Source organism: Sinorhizobium arboris LMG 14919, from assembly GCF_000427465.1.
GTDB lineage: Bacteria > Pseudomonadota > Alphaproteobacteria > Rhizobiales > Rhizobiaceae > Sinorhizobium > Sinorhizobium arboris.
In genome coordinates, this window is record NZ_ATYB01000014.1 from 2,337,771 (window position 1) to 2,355,077 (window position 17,307).

A 17,307-nucleotide genomic window follows, 5' to 3' on the forward strand; every position below is an offset into this window, starting at 1 on the left:
GCGCGAAGCGGGTTCCCTATGCGCTTTGTGGCACTGCTTCCCGCCGGAATCCCTTGCTCGCGACCATCAGGTTGCGCGTATAATCCTCCGCGATGCGGCCGGCCACCAGGTCGGCCGAGCTCAGCCGCTCCACCACGCGGCCGTTCTGCATGACCGCGAGCCGATCACACATATGGGTGACGACGCCAAGGTCGTGGCTCACCATGATGAAGGTCAGCTTGCGGTCGCGCCGCACCTCTTCGAGGAGGTTCAGCACTTCCGCCTGCACCGACGCGTCGAGTGCCGAGGTCGGCTCGTCGAGCAACAGGATCGAGGGCTCCAGGATAAGGGCGCGTGCGATGGCGATGCGCTGGCGCTGACCACCGGAGAGCTGATGCGGGTAGCGGAAGCGGAAACCGGAACCGAGGCCCACTTCGTCCAGCGCCTTCAGGATACGGCGTTCGCCGTCGCCGATGCCGTGGACCGCCAGAGGCTCCATCAGCTGCCGGTCGACCGTCTGGCGCGGATGGAGCGAACCGTAGGGGTCCTGGAACACCATTTGCACCGCACGGTAAAAAGCCTTGTCGCGACGCGTGCCTCGAACCTCTCGGCCCGCTATCCGGATCGTTCCGCCGCTTGCCTGAGCGAGGCCGGCTATTGCGCGCAGCAGCGTCGACTTTCCCGAGCCGGATTCGCCGACGAGACCGAAGGACTCGCCCGCCGCGACACCCACGCTCACGGCATCGAGCGCCTTGAACTCGTCGAAGGCGACACTCAGATTTTCAACGGATACGGCCTCGGTCATAGCGCCCACTCCGGTTTGCGGTCGAGCACCGGCAAGGGATGGCGATCCGCCCCGATCACCGGCATGCAGTTCAGGAGACCTTGGGTATAAGGATGCTTTGCATTGCCGAGTTCCGACGCGGCGATCTCCTCGACGATCCTGCCCGCATACATCACGAGAACGCGGTCGCAGAAGGACGAAACGAGGCGCAGGTCGTGCGAGACGAAGATCAGCCCCATGCCGCGCTCAGCCACCAGCTTGTCGAGGATCGAGAGGACTTCGAGCTGAACCGTTACGTCAAGCGCCGAGGTCGGTTCGTCGGCGATCAGGAGCTCCGGCCCGGCAACCAGCATCATCGCGATCATCGCCCGCTGCCCCATGCCGCCCGAGACCTCGTGCGGATAAAGATCGAAGACGCGCGAAGCATCGCGGATCTGCACTGCCGCGAGCATGTCGAGCGCCCTCTCCCGCGCTTCCGCGCGGCCGACCTTCTCGTGTCGCCTCAACGTCTCGACGATCTGCCGCCCGATGCTCATCACCGGGTTCAGGGAATATTTCGGATCCTGCAGGATCATGGCGATGCGCTTTCCGCGCAGGTCCCGCCGAAGCTTCGGAGGCGCCGAAAGAAGGTCGATTCCGTCGAAGGCAAGCGTCTTCGCCGTCACTTCCGCGTGCGCCGGCGTCAGCCCCATGATGGCGCGGCCCGTCTGCGACTTTCCGGAGCCGCTCTCACCGACGATGCCGAGACGTTCACGCCCGAGAGTGAACGAAACGCCGCGGACGGCCTCGACAACCCCGGTGCGTGTCGGAAACCGGACCCGGAGGTCGTCCACGGTCAGAAGCGCGCTCATTGGCCGCTCTCCCGCGGATCGAGCGCATCGCGCAGGCCGTCGCCGAGCAGGTTGAAACCGAGACTGACGATCAGGATGGCAATGCCGGGCATGGTCGCCACCCACCACTGATCGAGGATGAAGCGGCGGCCGGAGGCGATCATGGCGCCCCATTCCGGCAGCGGCGGCTGCGCGCCGAGCCCGAGGAAGCCGAGACCTGCCGCCGTCAGGATGATGCCGGCCATGTCGAGCGTCACGCGCACGATCAGGGATGACATGCACATGGGCATGACATGGCGGAAGACGATGCGCAAGGGCGAGGCGCCCATCAGCCTGACCGCGGCTATATAATCGGAATTGCGCACCGTCAGCGTCTCGGCGCGGGCGATGCGGGCATAGGGAGGCCAGGAGGTGATAGCGATCGCGATGACGGCATTTTCGATCCCCGGCCCGAGCGCCGCGACGAAGGCGAGCGCGAGCACGAGCTTCGGAAAGGCGAGGAAGATATCGGTGATGCGCATGAGGACCGCGTCGATCCAGCCGCCGGCATAACCCGCGACAGCGCCGACGATCAGCCCCACCGGGGCCGCTATGATCGCGACGAGGAGAACGACGAGGAGCGTCAGCCGCGAACCGTGAATCAGCCGGGAGAGAATATCTCGGCCCTGATCGTCCGTGCCGAGCAGATAGCCTTCGCTGCCGGGCGGCAGAAGCCGCGCGCCGGCAAGGTTTCCGATGACCGGAGAGTGAGGCGCCAGCGCATCGGCGAAGATCGCAACGAATACGAGCATCAGCAGGATGCAAAGGCCGAGCACCGCAAGCCGGTTGGCGGAGAAACGCCGCCAGGTCATATAGGCGCGGCCGAGCCGGGCCTGGGTCCGCGACTGCGGGCGATCGGAAAGCAGCCATTCGCGGCGCGTTATCGGGCGTGTTTCGGTGGCAAGGCTCATCGGGCGCGCGTCCTCGGGTCAAGCGTCCGGTAGAGAAGGTCGGACAGGAGATTGATGCCGATGAAGACCGATCCGATGATGATCGTGCCGCCGAGAACAGCATTCATGTCGGCATTCTGCAGCGAATTGGTGATGTAGAGGCCGAGTCCCGGCCAGGCGAATACGGTCTCCGTCAGGACCGAGCCTTCGAGCAGGCCGGCATAGGAAAGCGCGATCACCGTCACCAGCGGCACCGCCGCATTGCGCAGCGCGTGCGTCCATATGATCCGCGCCTCCGAAAGTCCCTTGGCTCGCGCCGCAACGATATATTCCTGCTGCAGCTCGTTCAGCATGAAGCTGCGGGTCATGCGGCTGATATAGGCGAGCGAGAAATAGCCGAGCAGCGAAGCCGGCAGGATGATGTGCCGGAAGACGTCGCGGAAAACGTCCCACTGGCCCTGCCAGGCCGAATCGAGAAGGTAGAAACCGGTGACCGGCGTGAAGCTGTATTCATAGACGATGTCGATGCGTCCCGGATAGGCGACCCATTGGAGCCTTGCATAGAAGACGAGCAGCGCAAGCAGTGCCAGCCAGAAGATCGGCACCGAATAACCGACGAGACCGATGACGCGGACGATCTGGTCGGCGATGCTGCCGCGCTTGACCGCGGCGAGGACGCCGAGCGGCACGCCGATGAATGCACCGATCAGCGTTCCGAGGGTCGCGAGTTCCATGGTCGCAGGAAAAACGCGGCGGATATCCGCCATGACCGGATTGGTCGTCAGCACCGAAGTACCGAAATCGCCGGTGAATGCTTGCCGGCAGTAGATGAAGAACTGCTGGTAGAGCGGCAGGTTTAGCCCCATCGCCTCGCGCGTGCGTTCCACGACATGATTCGGGGCCCGGTCGCCGAGGACGGCGAGCACCGGATCGATCGGGATGACGCGGCCGATGAAGAAGGTAACGGCGAGAAGGCCGAGATAGGTGGTTGCCACGACGAAGAGAAACTGCAGTACCGCGACAAACGCCTTCCGGGAACGGGCGCGCCGGCGCCCGCTCATGGGTTCAATTCCGCTCATGCTCAAGGGAATGGTCCTTTCGACTATTCCTTGGAAACGTTCCAGACGTAGTTGGTATCGAAGCTCGGTCCGAGCTTGAAGCCCTGGAGGTTGCCGCGAAGCCCGGCGACCTCCGTCTGCTGGAAGATGACGACGAACGGACTATTCTCGAGAACCGTTGTCTGCAGTTCCTTGTAAATTTCCGCGCGCTTGGCGCTGTCGCGTTCGAGGAGCGCGTCCTTGGTCTTCTTGCTGAGTTCCGGAACATCCCAGGCGTTGCGCCAGGCAAGCGTCTTGTTCGTGCCTTCGTCCGAGTTGTCCGGATTGTTGGTGAAAGTATCGGCATTCGAGTGCGGATCGAAATAATCCATGCCCCACTGACCGATATACATATCGTGGTTGCGGGCGCGGTACTTGGTCAGCGTCTGCTTGCCGTCACCCGGGATGATTTCGAGCTTCACGCCCGCCTGCCCCAGCGTCTGCTGAAAGGATTCGGCAATGCCTGTGACCGGCTGCGTGTTGCGCACATCCATCGTGACCGTAAAGCCGTCCGGATAGCCGGCCTTCGCCAGCAGTTCCTTCGCCTTGGCAACGTCGAACGTATAGGGGTTCTCGTTGAGGGCGCCGAGGACGCCCTTCGGCAGGAAGCTCTGATGAATCTCGCCGATGCCCTTGATCAGCGTCGAACCGATCGCGTCATAGTCGACGAGATACTTGAAGGCCTGCTGAACCTCTGGCTTTGCGAGCTTCTCGTTCTTCTGATTGAGGCTGATGTAGTAGACCGTTCCTTTCGGAGCGCTCGCTGTCGCCAGATCGGCATTCTTGCCAACTGCCTCATAGTCGCCCGGCTCCAGGTTCCGCGCCACATCGATATCGCCGGCTTCGAGCGCGAGCCGCTGGCCGGAGCTCTCCTTCATGTGGCGGTAGATGACGCGGGCGAGTTTTGCCGGTTCGCCGTAGTAGTTTTCGTTGCGCTCCAGGACCACGACTTCATTCGCGCGCCATTCGCGCAGCTTGAAGGGACCCGAGCCGGCGTAACCGGTCTTCAGCCACTCGTTGCCGAAGTCGTTGTCATATTTGTACTCTTCGCTCGGCGTCACGGATTTCACGTGTTCGAGAACGAGCTTCTTGTCTACGACCGAAGCAACCGTCGCCGTCAGGCAGTTCAGGACGAAGCTCGGCGAATAGGGCTGATCGACGGTGAAGACGAAGGTCTCGGCATCGGCGGCCTTCGCCCTTTCCGTGACATTGTCGCCGGTAAGGCCGAACTGCGTGAGGATGAAGGCCGGGCTCTTGTCGAGCTTGACGGCGCGTTCGAACGAATAGGAGACGTCCTCGGCAGTGATCGGGTTGCCGGAGGCGAATTTCATGCCGGACTTGAGCTTGAACGTATAGGTGAGGCCATCATCGGAGACCGTCCAGCTTTCGGCGAGATCGCCGACGACTTTGGACGTGTCGTTGAGATCGAGCCGGACGAGCAGGCTGTAGGTATTGCTGGTCATCTCGGCGGTCGAAAGCTCAAAGGCTTCGCCCGGGTCCATGGTGATGATGTCGTCGAACGCGAAGCCCTCGACCAGCGTATCCTTCGGAGTTTCCGCGAAGGCCGGCTGGGCCGCGCCCATCGCCAAGGCGAGGGCCGCCGAGGCGGCAAGAACTCGAAAACGTCCGTTGAGCTTGTGCATCATATTGCGCTTCCCTCTTTTTTTAACCCTTCTCGGGCTCTTCTTCATGATTGTCAGGCAGGCTCGTGCCATGCCTGCCCCAGAACTCTCAGCCAGTTCTCCCGGCATATTTTCGCCAGTTCGGCGTCACCATATCCGGCGTCCTCCAGCGCGGCAACGAGGTTCTGATTTCCCGCTGCATCGGCGATTTCCTCGGGGATGGTCGCTCCGTCGAAATCCGATCCGAGCGCCACGCAGTCGATACCCATGCGCTCGACCAGATAGTCGACGTGGCGCACCATGTCGGAAAGCGGCGTCGCTGCGTTCTCCTGCCCGTCGGGGCGCAGCATCGTCGTCGCATAGTTGAGGCCAACGAGGCCACCGCTCTCGCCTATGGCATCGAGTTGTTTGTCGGTCAGATTGCGCGCGACCGGCGTCAGCGCATGAACATTGGAGTGGCTGGCGACAAGGGGCTGGTCGGTCGTCCTCGCCACGTCCCAGAAGCCCTTTTCCGTGATGTGCGCGAGATCGATCAGAATGCCGAGCCGATTGCAGGCGCGCACGAGTTCGAAGCCGGCTTCGGTAAGACCCGGTCCCGTATCGGGCGATGCCGGATAGGCGAAGGGCACGCCATGCCCGAACACGTTGTGACGGCTCCACACGGGGCCAAGCGAGCGAAGTCCAGCGGCGTGAAATGTCTCGAGCGCCGTGAGGTCAGGCCCGATGGCTTCGCAGCCCTCCATATGCAGGACGGCAGCAAAGACGCCGTTCGCCATCGCCGCACGTATCTCGCCAACCGAGCGGCAAAGCCGCCAGGTGCCGGCGCGGTCGAGCTTGATCGCAATGTCGGCGAGCTCCATGGCGGTCGCGAGCGAGGGCAAGTGGTCAAGCGGCGCGGCCATGGGCGTCCTATAATGGCCGTTCTCGTCCGGTGTCTTGAGCACCAGATCGCCGGACGGCACGTAAATCGCACACAGGCCGCCCGCGAGACCGCCTGCCCTGGCGCGCGCCGCATCGATGTGGCCCTTGTCGGTTCCCTCCGAAAACTCAGCCACAGGGTCTGCACCGCCGCGTGCATGTTGCCAAAGGCGCAAAAGCACATCGTTATGGCCGTCGAAAACCGCCTGCATGCCCAAATATTCCTTCGTTATCAGGGGGATCGGATTGGGACACCGCCATGTCGCGTCCGGACAGAGGCGAGCGCGATGCTATTGAAATGGATCGCGCATTTCAATGAATATCCGGGAATTTCAGTGGATAGACTGTAGCGAAAACTTGCTGGGGAGCCGCCAACGTCTTGGCGCCATCAATGGAACGTAGACTTCGAGAACAGATTGAGCACCAGCACGCCGGCGATGATGAGGGCCAGCCCTAGAATGGCCGGCAGATCGAGCTTCTGACCGAAGACCACGTAGCCGGCAATCGAGATCAGTACGATGCCGAGGCCGCTCCAGAGCGCATAGGCAATGCCGACCGGGATATATCGGAGCGCATAGGAGAGAAAGAAGAAGGCGACCGCGTAACACAGAACCATAAGCACGGTGGGTGTGAGCCGCGTGAAATGCTGCGCTGCCTGCATGGCGGACGTGCCGAGCACTTCGAAGACGATGGCGATCACCAGGACGGCGTAAAGCGTGGCGGGGTTCACGGAACGTCTCCGATCGGAGTTTTGGAACGAGGCACGGGTTGGTCCTCTATTCCAGCGAAAGCGCGTTGAGCTTCTGAAGCAGGAGCGTCCGCGCCGCGGCATCGATGTCGTGGCTGCGCATCAGATCCGACAGCCAGACTCCATCGGCGGCAAAGCGGGCGAGCAGGCAACTTGGCGAACTATCCGTGGCGGCGAATTCCGCGGTGCGGCGCGCTACCCATTCGCGCCAACGCTCCTTGAGATGAGGCTCGGCAAGAAGCGCAATGGTCAGCGCCTGCCAACCTTGCACTTCCGCCTCCGCATCGGCCTCGAGTGCGAAACAGACGCCAATATAGGCCCGCGTAAATCGTCCCTTCTCGACGTGGTCTCCCGCCATCGCTTCGTCGAGAGCCCTGTCGAACCGCGCGACGAGGTCATCGAAGAGGGCGTCGAGCAGAGCCGGCTTGTTCGGGAAATGGTGCAGCAGCCCGCCTTTGCTGACACCCGCCGCCTGCGATACGGCATCGAGGGTCACCGCGGCGATTCCCTGCTCCAGCGACAGGCGTGCCGCAACCTCCAGCAATTGCCGGCGGACGCGCTGGGGTTGCTTCTTCCTCGAAGGGGCGTTTGTCATGACTTATAAACATACCGTCTAGACGGTTTGTCAAGCAGTTTTGAGGAGGCATCGGGCGCGCCGAAAAGCCGCAAGCGAAGGAATGGCAAGCCATTGCCCGCCCGCATCGAGCGCTGTACCAAGTGTGGCGAGGAATGGACCATGACCGAACCGCAAACCACGACGCTTTACGAGACGATCGGCGGCGATGCTGCCGTGCGCGCCCTGACGCGACGCTTCTACGAACTGATGGACAGCCTGCCCGAGGCGGCACGATGCCGCGCCATCCACCCGGAGGATCTGACCGGCAGCGAGGAAAAGTTCTACGAATATCTGACCGGCTGGCTGGGCGGTCCGCCGATCTATGTGCAGAAACGCGGCCATCCCATGCTGCGCCGCCGGCACTTCATTGCCGGGATCGGGCCTGTCGAGCGCGACGAATGGCTTCTCTGCTTCACCCGTGCGCTGGAGGAAACGGTGCCCCATCCGAAGCTCCGCGAAATTATCCTCGGGCCGATCACCCGGCTCGCCCATCACATGCAGAACAAGGAATAGCCGGGATGCCGAACAGCGGACTGCGCTCGACCATGCTTTTCGTCGCCGGTCTCATGGGCCTCTTCGGCGTCGCGAGCGCCGCCGCCGCTTCGCATGGCGCGGATCCGCGTCTTCTCGGCGGAGCCTCGGCCATGTGCCTCGCCCATGCGCCGGCGCTCGTCGCGCTTCATGTCGGATGGGCGCATTTTCGCACGGCCGCTCTCGCCGCTCTGCTCATCTCGGCGGGCACGGCACTCTTTGCCGCGGACCTCACCATGCGCCATTTTTCGGGTCACGGCCTCTTTCCCATGTCGGCGCCGCTCGGCGGGGTGACAATGATGCTGGGCTGGCTCGCCGTCGCGCTCGGCGCATTCCTGGCCCGAGAGCCCGATGAGCGCGCCTGAGAGCAGCGCAGTTGCGGACAAAGCGCTTGCATGGCTGCGCAGTTTTGTAAGCAGAGCGCCCTGAAGGACGGCTGGATTTGCTACCGAACAAGGCATAGGTATAGCCAAGTTAGCCAAGTGAGGCTGCCATGCAGGTCAATATCCATAACGCCAAGACGAATCTGTCAAAACTCATCGAGGCGGCGAAGGCTGGCGAAGATGTCATCATCGCCAAGGGGAAGACCCCTGTCGCACGGATCGTCGCCATTCCACAGAACAAATTCACCATCGGACTGCTGAAAGACAAGGTCGCGGGAAATGGCCCGGATTTCTTCGAACCTATGAGCGAAGATGAGTTGGCAGTGTGGGAAGGGGAAGCGTGACGGCTGTTCTTCTCGACACCCATGCCTGGGCATGGTCGCTGACCGGCGATGCGCGCTTGCCTAATAAGGCAACCGCCCTCCTTGCGCAGGCAGACAGCGTTCTCGTTAGCCCGATCAGCCTTTTCGAGATCGGCCAGAAGGTTCGTATCGGGAAGTGGCCGGAATGGAACCATTCGTCAACGATTTGCCGGGCCTGTTGGTGGAGCAGGGTGATAGAATAGCAGCGCTTGCGCCGGAGACCTGCCTGAAAGGAGCGACGCTCCGCATGGGAACATCGCGATCCGTTCGACCGTCTCATCGCAGTAAGCGCGCTGGATTTAGGCGTACCGGTGATTTCAGCGGACGAGATTTTCGACACGCTTTCGACCATCAACCGATTGTGGTGACACTTCACGCCGGACCTTGCCTGGGCAACGGCGACATGCTGCCGATCAGGCACCTTCCACCACGGTGTAGCCCTCGAACTTCGGCGGGCCGACATACATCGCCTTGTTGCTGCCGGCGCTCCGGTGCGCTGCCCGGAAATTCTCCGAATTGGTCCAGGCGACGAAGGCTTCCCTGGTCTCCCAGGACGATTTCGAGATGAAAGGCGTGTAGCCTTCGTCGGGCACGCTTTCTCCGCGCAGCAGATGGAAGCCGATGAATCCCGGCATTTCGGAGAGGGAGGAATCGCGCGCCTTCCACACGGCCTCGAAGGCTTCTTCCTGGCCGATCGCGACACGAAAACGGTTCATGGCGAAAAACATGCCCTCAGCTCTCCCTTATTTTCTTTTCCTGAACCGGCGGCTCGCCCCTCGCAGGAAACGGCAGCACGGTTCCCTCGCTCGCCGGCGCGAGGCCGAGAGGGTCTCTTGCAGGCGGACGCGCCTGCCAGGCGGGAAACTCGGTCACATTCGGACTTTCCTCCAGCATTCGCGCCCGACGCGTCAAGAGCTCGTAGAGTTCGGGAACGAGGCCGTCGCCGAATTGCGAGGCAAGCTTGTGGAGGCCGATCATCGTCATCTGATCGGGACGCTCATCATGCATTGAGATACTCCATGCAGCGGCCCGGCACAGGCCGTTCTCCGCTTTCGTCCAACAGGTTCAATTCTCGCTGCCGTTGCCGGCGGTCAAATCCTGCAGCGCCCGCTCAAGGCTCGATTTCGAGCCGTTCCGCAGCGGCACGAAGGCCTTGCCCCACTTCTTGCATCCGGTCTTCACGCGAAGACATGCGTCATGGCTGATGCAGTCGATCGGGCAGAAGACGCAATCGACCGAGGGCAGGACACGGTCGATGCGCGATACCGCCTCCCGTAAACCGCCGTCATGATGAATGAGTTCCGCACCGTAGGAACTGGCGATCTCGCGCAGATGCGCCACCTGGCAGTCCCGGCCGCCGACATAAAGGAAGCTGCGCCCCTCGAGCGTCACCTTGCCGTCACTCGGCTGAGGCGCGCTCGCCGCGTCCTTCGCCCTGCCCTTGCCGCCCTTGCCTGCATTCTGGTGACGCTTGCCGCGCATCCATGATCTCCATCTTGTTCCGCGATGCCGGCCATGCCGGAGATCGCGACGGAATAGGTCTGGCACACACCGATTGGTTGCGTGACGGAGGCAACCTATAAAACTTGATTGAAAGAGTAAAGTATAAACATGAGTGTTTTCATCATATTTTCTCAGCCGGCTTCAGCGGCAGATCACAGGCCTGTACGCGGCGCCGGGGGGCGGCTGCAAGCCGCCTGCGCCGCCGCAGAACCGGACTCAGCGCGTAAAGGCCACCGGTATGTTGAAATCCCATCTGTCGCGGCCGGAACCCGCGGGAATGGCAGGGAAAGGCGCCGCCCGCCGGACAGTATCCAGTGCAGCCTGGTCCAGGATGGGCGAACCGGCACTCTTCGTTATGCCGACCCTTGCAACCCCGCCACCTGATGTCACCGTGAAACTGACATGGGCAACGCCCCGCAGCCCCTGGCGCTTTGCCTCCGACGGATAGCGGATGGCACGGGTAAGCTTTCTCCTTACCTTGCCGGGATAGTTCGACACGGCGGCGTTGCCGATCTCCTGCGAAGCGCCGCGACTTTCGCCGCTGGCAGCATTCGCCCTGGCACTCTCCACACCGTCGGCCTTGCCCTTGTTCTGCGATTTCGCGTTGGTGCCGCCTTCTCCCGCCTTTTTGCGGACGACCTTCTCCTTTTTCTTCGGGGGCTCTTTCTTCGGTTCCGGCCTCGGTTCCGGAATGACGGTCTCGACGGGAGCGAGGCTTGCGATGACCTCGGCCTCAGCGGCCTGGCTCACCGGCATCTCTTCGGACGGGACGATGACGTCGGCTTCCGTCGGCGTCGTTTCGGTCGATTCAGCCGAGACCGGCTCGCTCGGCACCGCTTCGACCGTTTCGACCACCTCTTCCGCCGGCTCGACCTCGGTCGGCTGCAATTCTTCGGGCGTCTCTTCCGTCGGCTCCATCACCTCGGAAGGGGTCCCCGCCTGAACGGTATCTTCGAAGGCGTTGCCCAGCAGCGAAACTTCCACGGTGCTACCGCCAGCGACGAGGGCCACCTCCTTTTCCTGCTCGGGCGCCAGCAGCATCGCCCCGCCGGCATGAGCCAGCAGGGAGAGACCGATCGCCGCCGCCCATTTCACCATGTGCTTCATCTTATTTGCCTTCCGCCGGCAATTTGAGGATGCGGGCCTCAGCCCTTGAGCTCCACAGCCGATCTCGAACCGGTCTTCAGCCCCGTCATGCATGCACCCTTGTCGATGCCTTCGCCAATGCAGGCCGGCGCATCGTTGATCAGCAGGCTCTTCACCGCCTCGCATTTCGTGCCCGGCAGGTCGAACTGCCGGACCTTCGTCTTGCCCGCGGGAAGATCCCTGAAGTCGAGCACCGCCATCCGCTCGACCAGCCCCTTATCGTCGAAGAGGACGAATTCGAACGAAACCTTCGAAAACGACTGAGCGAGCGCATTGCCGGCGACGAAGGTCAGCTTGCAGCCCTTTTCCGATGGCGCGATCTCGTTGAGCTCGATCGAAAGGCCTGCGGGCTCGGCCGCATCCTGCGCTCCGGCCGCCCCTGCAGTGACGAGAACGGCGGAGGCCGCAACGGCAAAACGGGACAAATAGATCATCGTAGCACCACTCGCTGTCCGGCGCGCCGGTAGGTTCCTGCACGCGCTCCTTTAACTTGACCGCAACATTCCGGTATTGCGTCCTTAAAGAAATATGAGTAATGAAGTCAAGATACTAAATGGAATATAGGCGAGGCAAAGCCCGAGGTGATTGCCTCGTCTCCGACTCGCGAATTGGCCAAAACCGTGACACCGAACGACACCGAGAGCCAACGATCCCCGCAGACGGCGGCGCCTGTCATCCGGACGCAGCGGATCGTCGAGAGCCACGAACTTTTCCGTGGTCACAACGAGATTCTCATTTCCCACGACGGAGCGATCTACCGGATGAAGATCACCCGCCAGGGCAAGCTGATTCTGAACAAATAGTGAGATGACGATGACTGAGAGCATGCGCCCCACCCCGGCCGAAATTCGCGCCTACCGAGCCGAGAATCCGAAGCTGCGCGAACGCGACATCGCCGCCAAGCTCGGCATCCCGGAGGCAGCACTCGTCGCTGCCGAATGCGGCCTCACCGCCGTCCGGATCGAAAGCAGCGCCAGCCGCTTCCTCGAGCGCGTCGAGGAATTGGGCGAAGTCCTTGCGCTTACGCGCAACGAGAGCGCCGTCCATGAAAAGGTCGGCGTCTACGAGAACATCAAGCAAGGGCACGCCGCGGCTCTGGTGCTCGGTTCCGAAATCGACCTGCGCATCTTTCCCGGCGACTGGGCACATGGTTTCGCCGTGACCAAGACGGATGCGAAAGGAGAGGTTCGCCGCAGCCTGCAGTTCTTCGACAAGTGGGGCAATGCCGTCCACAAGGTTCATCTGCGTCCCCAGTCGAACCTCGCCGCCTATGGGAAGATCGTCGAAGACCTTCGCCTGGACGACCAGTCGCAGGACTTCATCGCCGATGCCGGCGCGCCCGCAGCCGACGATGCGGTCGATGCCGCCGTCGACACGGCGGAACTGCGCGACCGCTGGTCGAAACTCACCGACACGCATCAGTTCCCCGGCATGTTGCGCAAGCTCAATATCGGACGGCGCCGGGCGCTGCACGCGATCGGCGACGACTTCGCCTGGCGGCTCGATACGGCCTGCATCGAGATGATGATGCGCAGTGCCGCAGAGACGGCGCTGCCGATCATGTGCTTCGTCGGCAATCGCGGCGTCATCCAGATTCACTCCGGTCCGGTCGTCAAGATCGGCACGATGGGGCCGTGGCTGAACGTGATGGACGAGACCTTCCATCTGCATCTGCGCACCGACCACATCGCCGAGCTCTGGGCCGTGCGCAAGCCGACCGCGGACGGACACGTGACCTCTCTCGAAGGGCTCGACGCCAAGGGCGAGATGATCATCCAGTTTTGCGGAAAGCGTAAGGAAGGTTCCTCGGAGAGAGCCGAATGGCGCAGCCTGGTCGAGGGGCTGCCCCGTCTGAACGCCGTCGTCGCGGCCTGATGGTGCCGCCCAACCGGGCGGCGGTTTCGGGGCGACACGCATAGATTCAAAGGAAGTGATGATGAACGGCTTCGCTATCCGCCGTCTTCGGCGTTGGGAAATGGCCCTCGCGGCCTTCGCGCTGTCGGCGCCCTTCGTGCTGCCCTGGCTTGCGCCGGGAGCCCCGCCTTTCCTGCGCCCGGCGATGGCCGAGGTGCTCGAGCAGCCGGATGTCTCCCGCGTCGTCTCGGTCGGCGGCGCGATCACCGAAATCATCTATGCGCTCGGCGAGGAGAACCGCCTCGTCGGCCGCGATTCCACCAGCACTTATCCGGAAGCGGCAACCAGGCTGCCGGATGTCGGCTACATGCGGCAATTGGCGCCCGAAGGCATCATCGCCGTCAACCCGACGGCGATCGTGGCCGTAGAGGGCAGTGGCCCGCCGGAAGCGCTCGCTGTGCTCAAGGAGGCCAACATTCCCTTCACCAGCGTCCCCGAGACCTATGACAAGGAGGGCATCGTGGACAAGATCCGCGCGGTCGGAGCTTTCCTCGGCGTGAAGGAAAAGGCGGAAACGCTCGCGCAATCCGTGGAGAAGGACCTCGCCGCCGCGGTCGGCGACAGTGCCGCCCGCCCGGAAGGCGAGCGCAAGCGCGTCCTCTTCATTCTGAGCACCCAGGGAGGCAAGATTCTCGCTTCCGGCACCGGTACCGCCGCCGCCGGCATCATCGAGCTTGCCGGAGCGGTCAACGCCGTCGGCACCTTCCCCGGCTACAAGGCATTGACGGAGGAAGCGATCATCGAGGCCAAGCCAGACGTGGTCCTGATGATGAACCGTGGCGGAAGCCACGGTGCAGGCCCCGACGAGCTCTTTGCGCTTCCGGCGCTCAGCCTGACCCCGGCGGCCAAGAACAAGGCACTGATCCGCATGGACGGACTGCATCTGCTCGGCTTCGGTCCCCGCACGGCAGGCGCCGTTCGCGAACTGAACGCCGCAATCTACGGAAAGAAGACCAATGCCTCGCAGTGAGGTCATGGAAGGCGGGGTGCACAGGCCCGCATTTGCCGCACGGATCGTCCGGGACTGGCGCAGCGGAGACCGGGCGGGAGTGGCGCGTTGCCTTATCGCCGTGCTGGCAGTGCTTGCGGCGGCGACGTTCATGGCCTCGATCACGACCGGCGCCGCGGATGCCTCGCTTGCCAATATTTTTCGCTGGCTCTCGGGCGATGCCGATCAGGCGATGAGCGCGCGCGACCGCATCATCATCCTCGATATCCGCCTGCCGCGTGCCGTGCTCGGGATGCTGGTCGGCGCATCGCTCGCCGTTTCCGGCGTGGTGATGCAGGGCCTCTTCCGCAACCCGCTGGCTGATCCGGGCCTTGTCGGCGTTTCGTCCGGCGCAAGCCTCGGCGCGGTGCTGCTGATCGTGCTCGGTGACGTCGCTTTTGGTCCGCTGTTCGCTGTCCTGGGATTCTATGCCCTCCCCTTCGGCGCCTTCCTCGGAGGCCTTGCCACCACGCTGCTGCTCTATCGGATCGCGACCCGTGGCGGCCAGACCTCGGTCGCGACGATGCTGCTTGCGGGCATTGCGCTGGGCGCGCTCGCCGGTGCGGTGACGGGGGTTCTCGTCTTCATCGCTGACGACAAGCAGCTGCGCGATCTCACCTTCTGGGGTCTCGGATCGCTCGCCGGCGCCAACTGGACGAAGATCGTGGCCGCCGGACCCCTGATCCTGGCTTCGCTTGCGGTCGTGCCCTTCCTGGCGCGCGGGCTCAATGCCATCACGCTCGGCGAAGCCGCCGCCTACCACATGGGCATTCCGGTGCAGCGCCTGAAAAACATCGCCATCCTGGGCGTCGCCGGAGCCACCGGCGCGTCGGTGGCCGTCAGCGGCGGCATCGGCTTCGTCGGCATCGTTGTTCCGCACCTCCTGAGGCTGGTCATCGGCCCGGATCATCGCTACCTGCTGCCGGCCTCCGCCCTGCTCGGCGGCACGCTGCTGATCTTCGCCGACATGCTCGCCCGCACGATCGTTTCGCCGGCCGAACTGCCGATCGGCATCATCACCGCCTTCGTGGGTGCGCCCTTCTTTCTCTGGGTGCTGCTCAGGGGCCGGTCGAACATGGGGCTTTGAGCACGGCGATGATCAGAGCATCCGACATTTCCGTCCGCCTTGCCGGAAGGCAGGTCCTGCACAACATTTCCCTCGATGCGGCCCCCGGAGCCATGACGGCAATCGTCGGCCCGAACGGATCGGGAAAGACCACGACCTTGAAGGCGATCTCGGGCGAGCTCACGCCTTCGGCCGGCAAGATCACCATCAACGGTCTCGACATCGCCAGCCTGAAACCATGGGAGCTTGCGCTGAAACGCGGCGTGCTGCCGCAGTCGACCGTCATTTCCTTCCCGTTCACCGTCAGGGAAATCGTGCGCCTCGGCCTCATGGCCAACGGCGGCAAAGCTTCCGCCCACGACCGGATTGCCGACCAGGCGCTCGAGGCGGTCGATCTTGCCGGGTTTTCCGGACGCTTCTACCAGGAACTCTCGGGGGGCGAGCAGCAGCGCGTCCAGCTCGCACGCGTCCTCTGCCAGATCTCGGCCCCGGTCGCGGACGGCGAGCCGCGCTATCTGCTGCTCGATGAGCCTGTATCAAGCCTCGACATCCGCCACCAGCTTACGATCATGCGGCTTGCGCGCCAATTCTGCGCCGGCGGCGGCGGCGTCGTCGCAGTCATGCACGATCTCAACCTGACATCGATGTTTGCCGATCAGATCGTGATGATGAAAGCCGGCCGCATCCGGGCGCGCGGAGCACCGAAAGACGTGCTGACCGACGAGACCATGGAAGCGGTCTTCGGCTGCCGGATGCGGGTGAGCGTAGCTCCGGCACACGATATCCCGTTCGTATTGCCGCAGTCCGCCACGATGTGAAGCTGGGCTCACCGCGGCAACGTCAGGATTTACCGAAACAAATTCCTCCCTCATGCGTTGATCTACAATGCCGGCGTGTACATCGCGCCGCTTGGAATGCCGCGCGTCCTATCGGGCGCACAAAAGAGCCGGGGAGTGTGCCTTCGCCGGCCGATTCGCATGAACCGATCACATGCCGGCCGTTTCGCGCCGGCACAGCAGCGAGGGAGAAGACAATGGCGACAGGCATGTTCTCAGGCTCGGGCAGCCGCAAGCGCAACGGCAGCGCAATCGATCCGTCGGTAGAGGATCAGCTGAACGAAATACGCGAAGACATCGCGCAGCTCATGGCGCTGATTGCCGACCGAGGCGCTGCGGCTACGCGTGACGCAAAGGCCAAGGCGCGCGGCGCCCGTGACCAGGCGGAAACCGACCTGCACGCACTGATGGAGAGCGGCGAGCAGATGCTTTCCGACTTGCGCGGCCGCTATGCGGATACCGAAAGGGAGGTCCGTCGGACGATACGCGAGCATCCTCTTGCGACTCTCGGCACCGCAGCCGTCATCGGCCTCATCGCAGCCGCTTTGCTGCGCCGATGAGGACCTATCAGGCATCGCGTTGACCGAGTATGAAGGGGAGCTACCTTATGGGGACACTCGGGACTGTCCTGTCGGCCCTGCTTGCGTTCGACGCCGCCGCTGCGGCGTCGCGCTATAAGCGCAATGCGGTCCTCTGGGCCATCATCGCCGTGCTTCTCGGCACTGCCTACGTCTTCGCCCTGATCGCAATCGCCCTGCTGCTCTCAGCGCGCTATTCGCCGGTCACCGCCGCGCTGACGGTCACCGCCGCCCTGGTGGTGACCGCCCTGGTCGTCATCGGCATCATGGCCGGGCTGAACGCCCGCGACCGCCGGCTTGCCGACGAACGCCGGCGCCGCTCAGCGATGCGGACGAATCTCGCGCTCGTTGCGGTGACGAGCATCCTGCGCAAACAGCCGCTTCTGGGCGTCGCGACGGCTATCGCGGTCGGCGCCCTGCTCGGCCTCGGCCGAGGCCGCAGACGCGGCGACGATCGCTAGGCTTGGAACTGGCAGC

Annotated in this window: 24 protein-coding genes; 11 read left to right on the top strand and 13 right to left on the bottom strand. The window is 63.3% G+C overall.

The genetic code is table 11. From position 1 onward, the window contains the following. Positions 1–16 precede the first annotated feature (16 nt). The 8 genes from SINAR_RS0122640 to SINAR_RS0122675 form a co-directional block, all read right to left on the bottom strand. On the bottom strand, positions 17–784 hold the full coding sequence (locus SINAR_RS0122640; protein WP_028001194.1) for an ABC transporter ATP-binding protein: 768 nt from the start codon (positions 782–784) through the stop codon (positions 17–19). Further along, entirely contained in the window at positions 781–1,614 is an 834-nt protein-coding gene (locus tag SINAR_RS0122645) for an ABC transporter ATP-binding protein (protein ID WP_028001195.1), read from the bottom strand. The genes SINAR_RS0122640 and SINAR_RS0122645 overlap by 4 nt, the downstream gene beginning before the upstream one ends. After that, the gene (locus tag SINAR_RS0122650) at positions 1,611–2,543 is read right to left on the bottom strand and encodes an ABC transporter permease (RefSeq protein WP_028001196.1); all 933 of its coding nucleotides are present in this window, start codon (positions 2,541–2,543) and stop codon (positions 1,611–1,613) included. Before SINAR_RS0122650 ends, SINAR_RS0122645 begins: the two co-directional genes overlap by 4 nt. Further along, positions 2,540–3,601, bottom strand: a complete 1,062-nt coding sequence (locus SINAR_RS0122655; protein WP_028001197.1) for an ABC transporter permease — start codon at positions 3,599–3,601, stop codon at positions 2,540–2,542. The genes SINAR_RS0122650 and SINAR_RS0122655 overlap by 4 nt, the downstream gene beginning before the upstream one ends. Before the next feature lie 23 nt (positions 3,602–3,624). Further along, positions 3,625–5,265: an ABC transporter substrate-binding protein gene (locus tag SINAR_RS0122660; protein WP_028001198.1), complete on the bottom strand. Its 1,641-nt coding sequence runs from the start codon at positions 5,263–5,265 to the stop codon at positions 3,625–3,627. Positions 5,266–5,315: 50 nt separating this feature from the next. Then, complete coding sequence (locus SINAR_RS0122665) at positions 5,316–6,371, bottom strand: dipeptidase (protein ID WP_028001199.1); 1,056 nt, start codon at positions 6,369–6,371, stop codon at positions 5,316–5,318. A gap of 176 nt (positions 6,372–6,547) precedes the next feature. Beyond that, on the bottom strand, positions 6,548–6,889 hold the full coding sequence (locus SINAR_RS0122670) for a DMT family transporter (protein WP_028001200.1): 342 nt from the start codon (positions 6,887–6,889) through the stop codon (positions 6,548–6,550). 46 nt (positions 6,890–6,935) lie between these two features. After that, entirely contained in the window at positions 6,936–7,502 is a 567-nt protein-coding gene (locus tag SINAR_RS0122675; RefSeq protein ID WP_028001201.1) for a TetR/AcrR family transcriptional regulator, read from the bottom strand. A gap of 141 nt (positions 7,503–7,643) precedes the next feature. Between SINAR_RS0122675 and SINAR_RS0122680 the strand changes: the two genes are divergently transcribed. From SINAR_RS0122680 to SINAR_RS1000000137890, 4 genes are all read left to right on the top strand, one after another. Further along, the gene (locus tag SINAR_RS0122680) at positions 7,644–8,036 is read left to right on the top strand and encodes a globin domain-containing protein (protein WP_028001202.1); all 393 of its coding nucleotides are present in this window, start codon (positions 7,644–7,646) and stop codon (positions 8,034–8,036) included. A 5-nt stretch (positions 8,037–8,041) separates the two neighbouring features. Continuing rightward, positions 8,042–8,419 (top strand): DUF423 domain-containing protein, encoded by a 378-nt coding sequence (locus SINAR_RS0122685; RefSeq protein ID WP_028001203.1) that lies wholly within the window; start codon positions 8,042–8,044, stop codon positions 8,417–8,419. A gap of 128 nt (positions 8,420–8,547) precedes the next feature. Then, complete coding sequence (locus SINAR_RS0122690) at positions 8,548–8,781, top strand: type II toxin-antitoxin system Phd/YefM family antitoxin (RefSeq protein WP_028001204.1); 234 nt, start codon at positions 8,548–8,550, stop codon at positions 8,779–8,781. After that, positions 8,778–9,002 (top strand): type II toxin-antitoxin system VapC family toxin, encoded by a 225-nt coding sequence (locus SINAR_RS1000000137890; RefSeq protein ID WP_234710629.1) that lies wholly within the window; start codon positions 8,778–8,780, stop codon positions 9,000–9,002. Before SINAR_RS0122690 ends, SINAR_RS1000000137890 begins: the two co-directional genes overlap by 4 nt. A 210-nt stretch (positions 9,003–9,212) precedes the next feature. Here the strand turns inward: SINAR_RS1000000137890 and hmuQ are convergent, their stop codons facing one another. From hmuQ to SINAR_RS0122720, 5 genes are all read right to left on the bottom strand, one after another. Further along, positions 9,213–9,527 carry a heme-degrading protein HmuQ gene (gene hmuQ, locus SINAR_RS0122700; protein WP_028001205.1) on the bottom strand — a complete coding sequence of 105 codons (315 nt, stop codon included), beginning with the start codon at positions 9,525–9,527 and terminating at the stop codon, positions 9,213–9,215. Positions 9,528–9,531: 4 nt separating this feature from the next. Beyond that, entirely contained in the window at positions 9,532–9,807 is a 276-nt protein-coding gene (locus SINAR_RS0122705) for a hypothetical protein (protein WP_028001206.1), read from the bottom strand. Between the two features lie 57 nt (positions 9,808–9,864). Beyond that, positions 9,865–10,281, bottom strand: coding sequence for a DUF2325 domain-containing protein (locus SINAR_RS0122710; RefSeq protein WP_028001207.1), 417 nt, complete (start codon positions 10,279–10,281; stop codon positions 9,865–9,867). A 237-nt stretch (positions 10,282–10,518) separates the two neighbouring features. Then, entirely contained in the window at positions 10,519–11,409 is an 891-nt protein-coding gene (locus tag SINAR_RS0122715) for an energy transducer TonB family protein (RefSeq protein ID WP_028001208.1), read from the bottom strand. A gap of 38 nt (positions 11,410–11,447) precedes the next feature. Beyond that, complete coding sequence (locus SINAR_RS0122720; protein WP_028001209.1) at positions 11,448–11,882, bottom strand: hypothetical protein; 435 nt, start codon at positions 11,880–11,882, stop codon at positions 11,448–11,450. A gap of 240 nt (positions 11,883–12,122) precedes the next feature. Here SINAR_RS0122720 and hemP point away from each other — a divergent pair, with 240 nt between their 5' ends. The 7 genes from hemP (at position 12,123) to SINAR_RS0122755 (ending at position 17,291) form a co-directional block, all read left to right on the top strand. Further along, positions 12,123–12,251, top strand: coding sequence for a hemin uptake protein HemP (gene hemP, locus SINAR_RS01000000133800; protein WP_028001210.1), 129 nt, complete (start codon positions 12,123–12,125; stop codon positions 12,249–12,251). Positions 12,252–12,261: 10 nt separating this feature from the next. Beyond that, a complete protein-coding gene (locus tag SINAR_RS0122730; protein WP_028001211.1) occupies positions 12,262–13,323 on the top strand; it encodes a hemin-degrading factor in 1,062 nt (353 codons plus the stop codon). A gap of 58 nt (positions 13,324–13,381) precedes the next feature. Then, on the top strand, positions 13,382–14,332 hold the full coding sequence (locus tag SINAR_RS0122735) for a heme/hemin ABC transporter substrate-binding protein (protein WP_028001212.1): 951 nt from the start codon (positions 13,382–13,384) through the stop codon (positions 14,330–14,332). Continuing rightward, positions 14,319–15,437 (top strand): FecCD family ABC transporter permease, encoded by a 1,119-nt coding sequence (locus SINAR_RS0122740; RefSeq protein ID WP_028001213.1) that lies wholly within the window; start codon positions 14,319–14,321, stop codon positions 15,435–15,437. The genes SINAR_RS0122735 and SINAR_RS0122740 overlap by 14 nt, the downstream gene beginning before the upstream one ends. 8 nt (positions 15,438–15,445) lie before the next feature. Beyond that, positions 15,446–16,234: a heme ABC transporter ATP-binding protein gene (locus SINAR_RS0122745; RefSeq protein WP_028001214.1), complete on the top strand. Its 789-nt coding sequence runs from the start codon at positions 15,446–15,448 to the stop codon at positions 16,232–16,234. Between the two features lie 215 nt (positions 16,235–16,449). Next, positions 16,450–16,812: an ElaB/YgaM/YqjD family protein gene (locus SINAR_RS0122750; protein WP_028001215.1), complete on the top strand. Its 363-nt coding sequence runs from the start codon at positions 16,450–16,452 to the stop codon at positions 16,810–16,812. Positions 16,813–16,859: 47 nt separating this feature from the next. After that, on the top strand, positions 16,860–17,291 hold the full coding sequence (locus tag SINAR_RS0122755) for a hypothetical protein (RefSeq protein ID WP_028001216.1): 432 nt from the start codon (positions 16,860–16,862) through the stop codon (positions 17,289–17,291). Positions 17,292–17,307: the final 16 nt, after the last annotated feature.

What these genes read in the sequence shown, in the direction of transcription:
- SINAR_RS0122640 (WP_028001194.1), bottom strand. Translation starts at nt 784, where the DNA reads ATGACCGAGGCCGTATCCGTTGAAAATCTGAGTGTCGCCTTCGACGAG.
- SINAR_RS0122645 (WP_028001195.1), bottom strand. Translation starts at nt 1,614, where the DNA reads ATGAGCGCGCTTCTGACCGTGGACGACCTCCGGGTCCGGTTTCCGACA.
- SINAR_RS0122650 (WP_028001196.1), bottom strand. Translation starts at nt 2,543, where the DNA reads ATGAGCCTTGCCACCGAAACACGCCCGATAACGCGCCGCGAATGGCTG.
- SINAR_RS0122655 (WP_028001197.1), bottom strand. Translation starts at nt 3,601, where the DNA reads ATGAGCGGAATTGAACCCATGAGCGGGCGCCGGCGCGCCCGTTCCCGG.
- SINAR_RS0122660 (WP_028001198.1), bottom strand. Translation starts at nt 5,265, where the DNA reads ATGATGCACAAGCTCAACGGACGTTTTCGAGTTCTTGCCGCCTCGGCG.
- SINAR_RS0122665 (WP_028001199.1), bottom strand. Translation starts at nt 6,371, where the DNA reads ATGCAGGCGGTTTTCGACGGCCATAACGATGTGCTTTTGCGCCTTTGG.
- SINAR_RS0122675 (WP_028001201.1), bottom strand. Translation starts at nt 7,502, where the DNA reads ATGACAAACGCCCCTTCGAGGAAGAAGCAACCCCAGCGCGTCCGCCGG.
- SINAR_RS0122680 (WP_028001202.1), top strand. Translation starts at nt 7,644, where the DNA reads ATGACCGAACCGCAAACCACGACGCTTTACGAGACGATCGGCGGCGAT.
- SINAR_RS0122685 (WP_028001203.1), top strand. Translation starts at nt 8,042, where the DNA reads ATGCCGAACAGCGGACTGCGCTCGACCATGCTTTTCGTCGCCGGTCTC.
- SINAR_RS0122690 (WP_028001204.1), top strand. Translation starts at nt 8,548, where the DNA reads ATGCAGGTCAATATCCATAACGCCAAGACGAATCTGTCAAAACTCATC.
- hmuQ (WP_028001205.1), bottom strand. Translation starts at nt 9,527, where the DNA reads ATGTTTTTCGCCATGAACCGTTTTCGTGTCGCGATCGGCCAGGAAGAA.
- SINAR_RS0122705 (WP_028001206.1), bottom strand. Translation starts at nt 9,807, where the DNA reads ATGCATGATGAGCGTCCCGATCAGATGACGATGATCGGCCTCCACAAG.
- SINAR_RS0122710 (WP_028001207.1), bottom strand. Translation starts at nt 10,281, where the DNA reads ATGCGCGGCAAGCGTCACCAGAATGCAGGCAAGGGCGGCAAGGGCAGG.
- SINAR_RS0122715 (WP_028001208.1), bottom strand. Translation starts at nt 11,409, where the DNA reads ATGAAGCACATGGTGAAATGGGCGGCGGCGATCGGTCTCTCCCTGCTG.
- SINAR_RS0122720 (WP_028001209.1), bottom strand. Translation starts at nt 11,882, where the DNA reads ATGATCTATTTGTCCCGTTTTGCCGTTGCGGCCTCCGCCGTTCTCGTC.
- SINAR_RS0122730 (WP_028001211.1), top strand. Translation starts at nt 12,262, where the DNA reads ATGACTGAGAGCATGCGCCCCACCCCGGCCGAAATTCGCGCCTACCGA.
- SINAR_RS0122735 (WP_028001212.1), top strand. Translation starts at nt 13,382, where the DNA reads ATGATGAACGGCTTCGCTATCCGCCGTCTTCGGCGTTGGGAAATGGCC.
- SINAR_RS0122740 (WP_028001213.1), top strand. Translation starts at nt 14,319, where the DNA reads ATGCCTCGCAGTGAGGTCATGGAAGGCGGGGTGCACAGGCCCGCATTT.
- SINAR_RS0122745 (WP_028001214.1), top strand. Translation starts at nt 15,446, where the DNA reads ATGATCAGAGCATCCGACATTTCCGTCCGCCTTGCCGGAAGGCAGGTC.
- SINAR_RS0122750 (WP_028001215.1), top strand. Translation starts at nt 16,450, where the DNA reads ATGGCGACAGGCATGTTCTCAGGCTCGGGCAGCCGCAAGCGCAACGGC.
- SINAR_RS0122755 (WP_028001216.1), top strand. Translation starts at nt 16,860, where the DNA reads ATGGGGACACTCGGGACTGTCCTGTCGGCCCTGCTTGCGTTCGACGCC.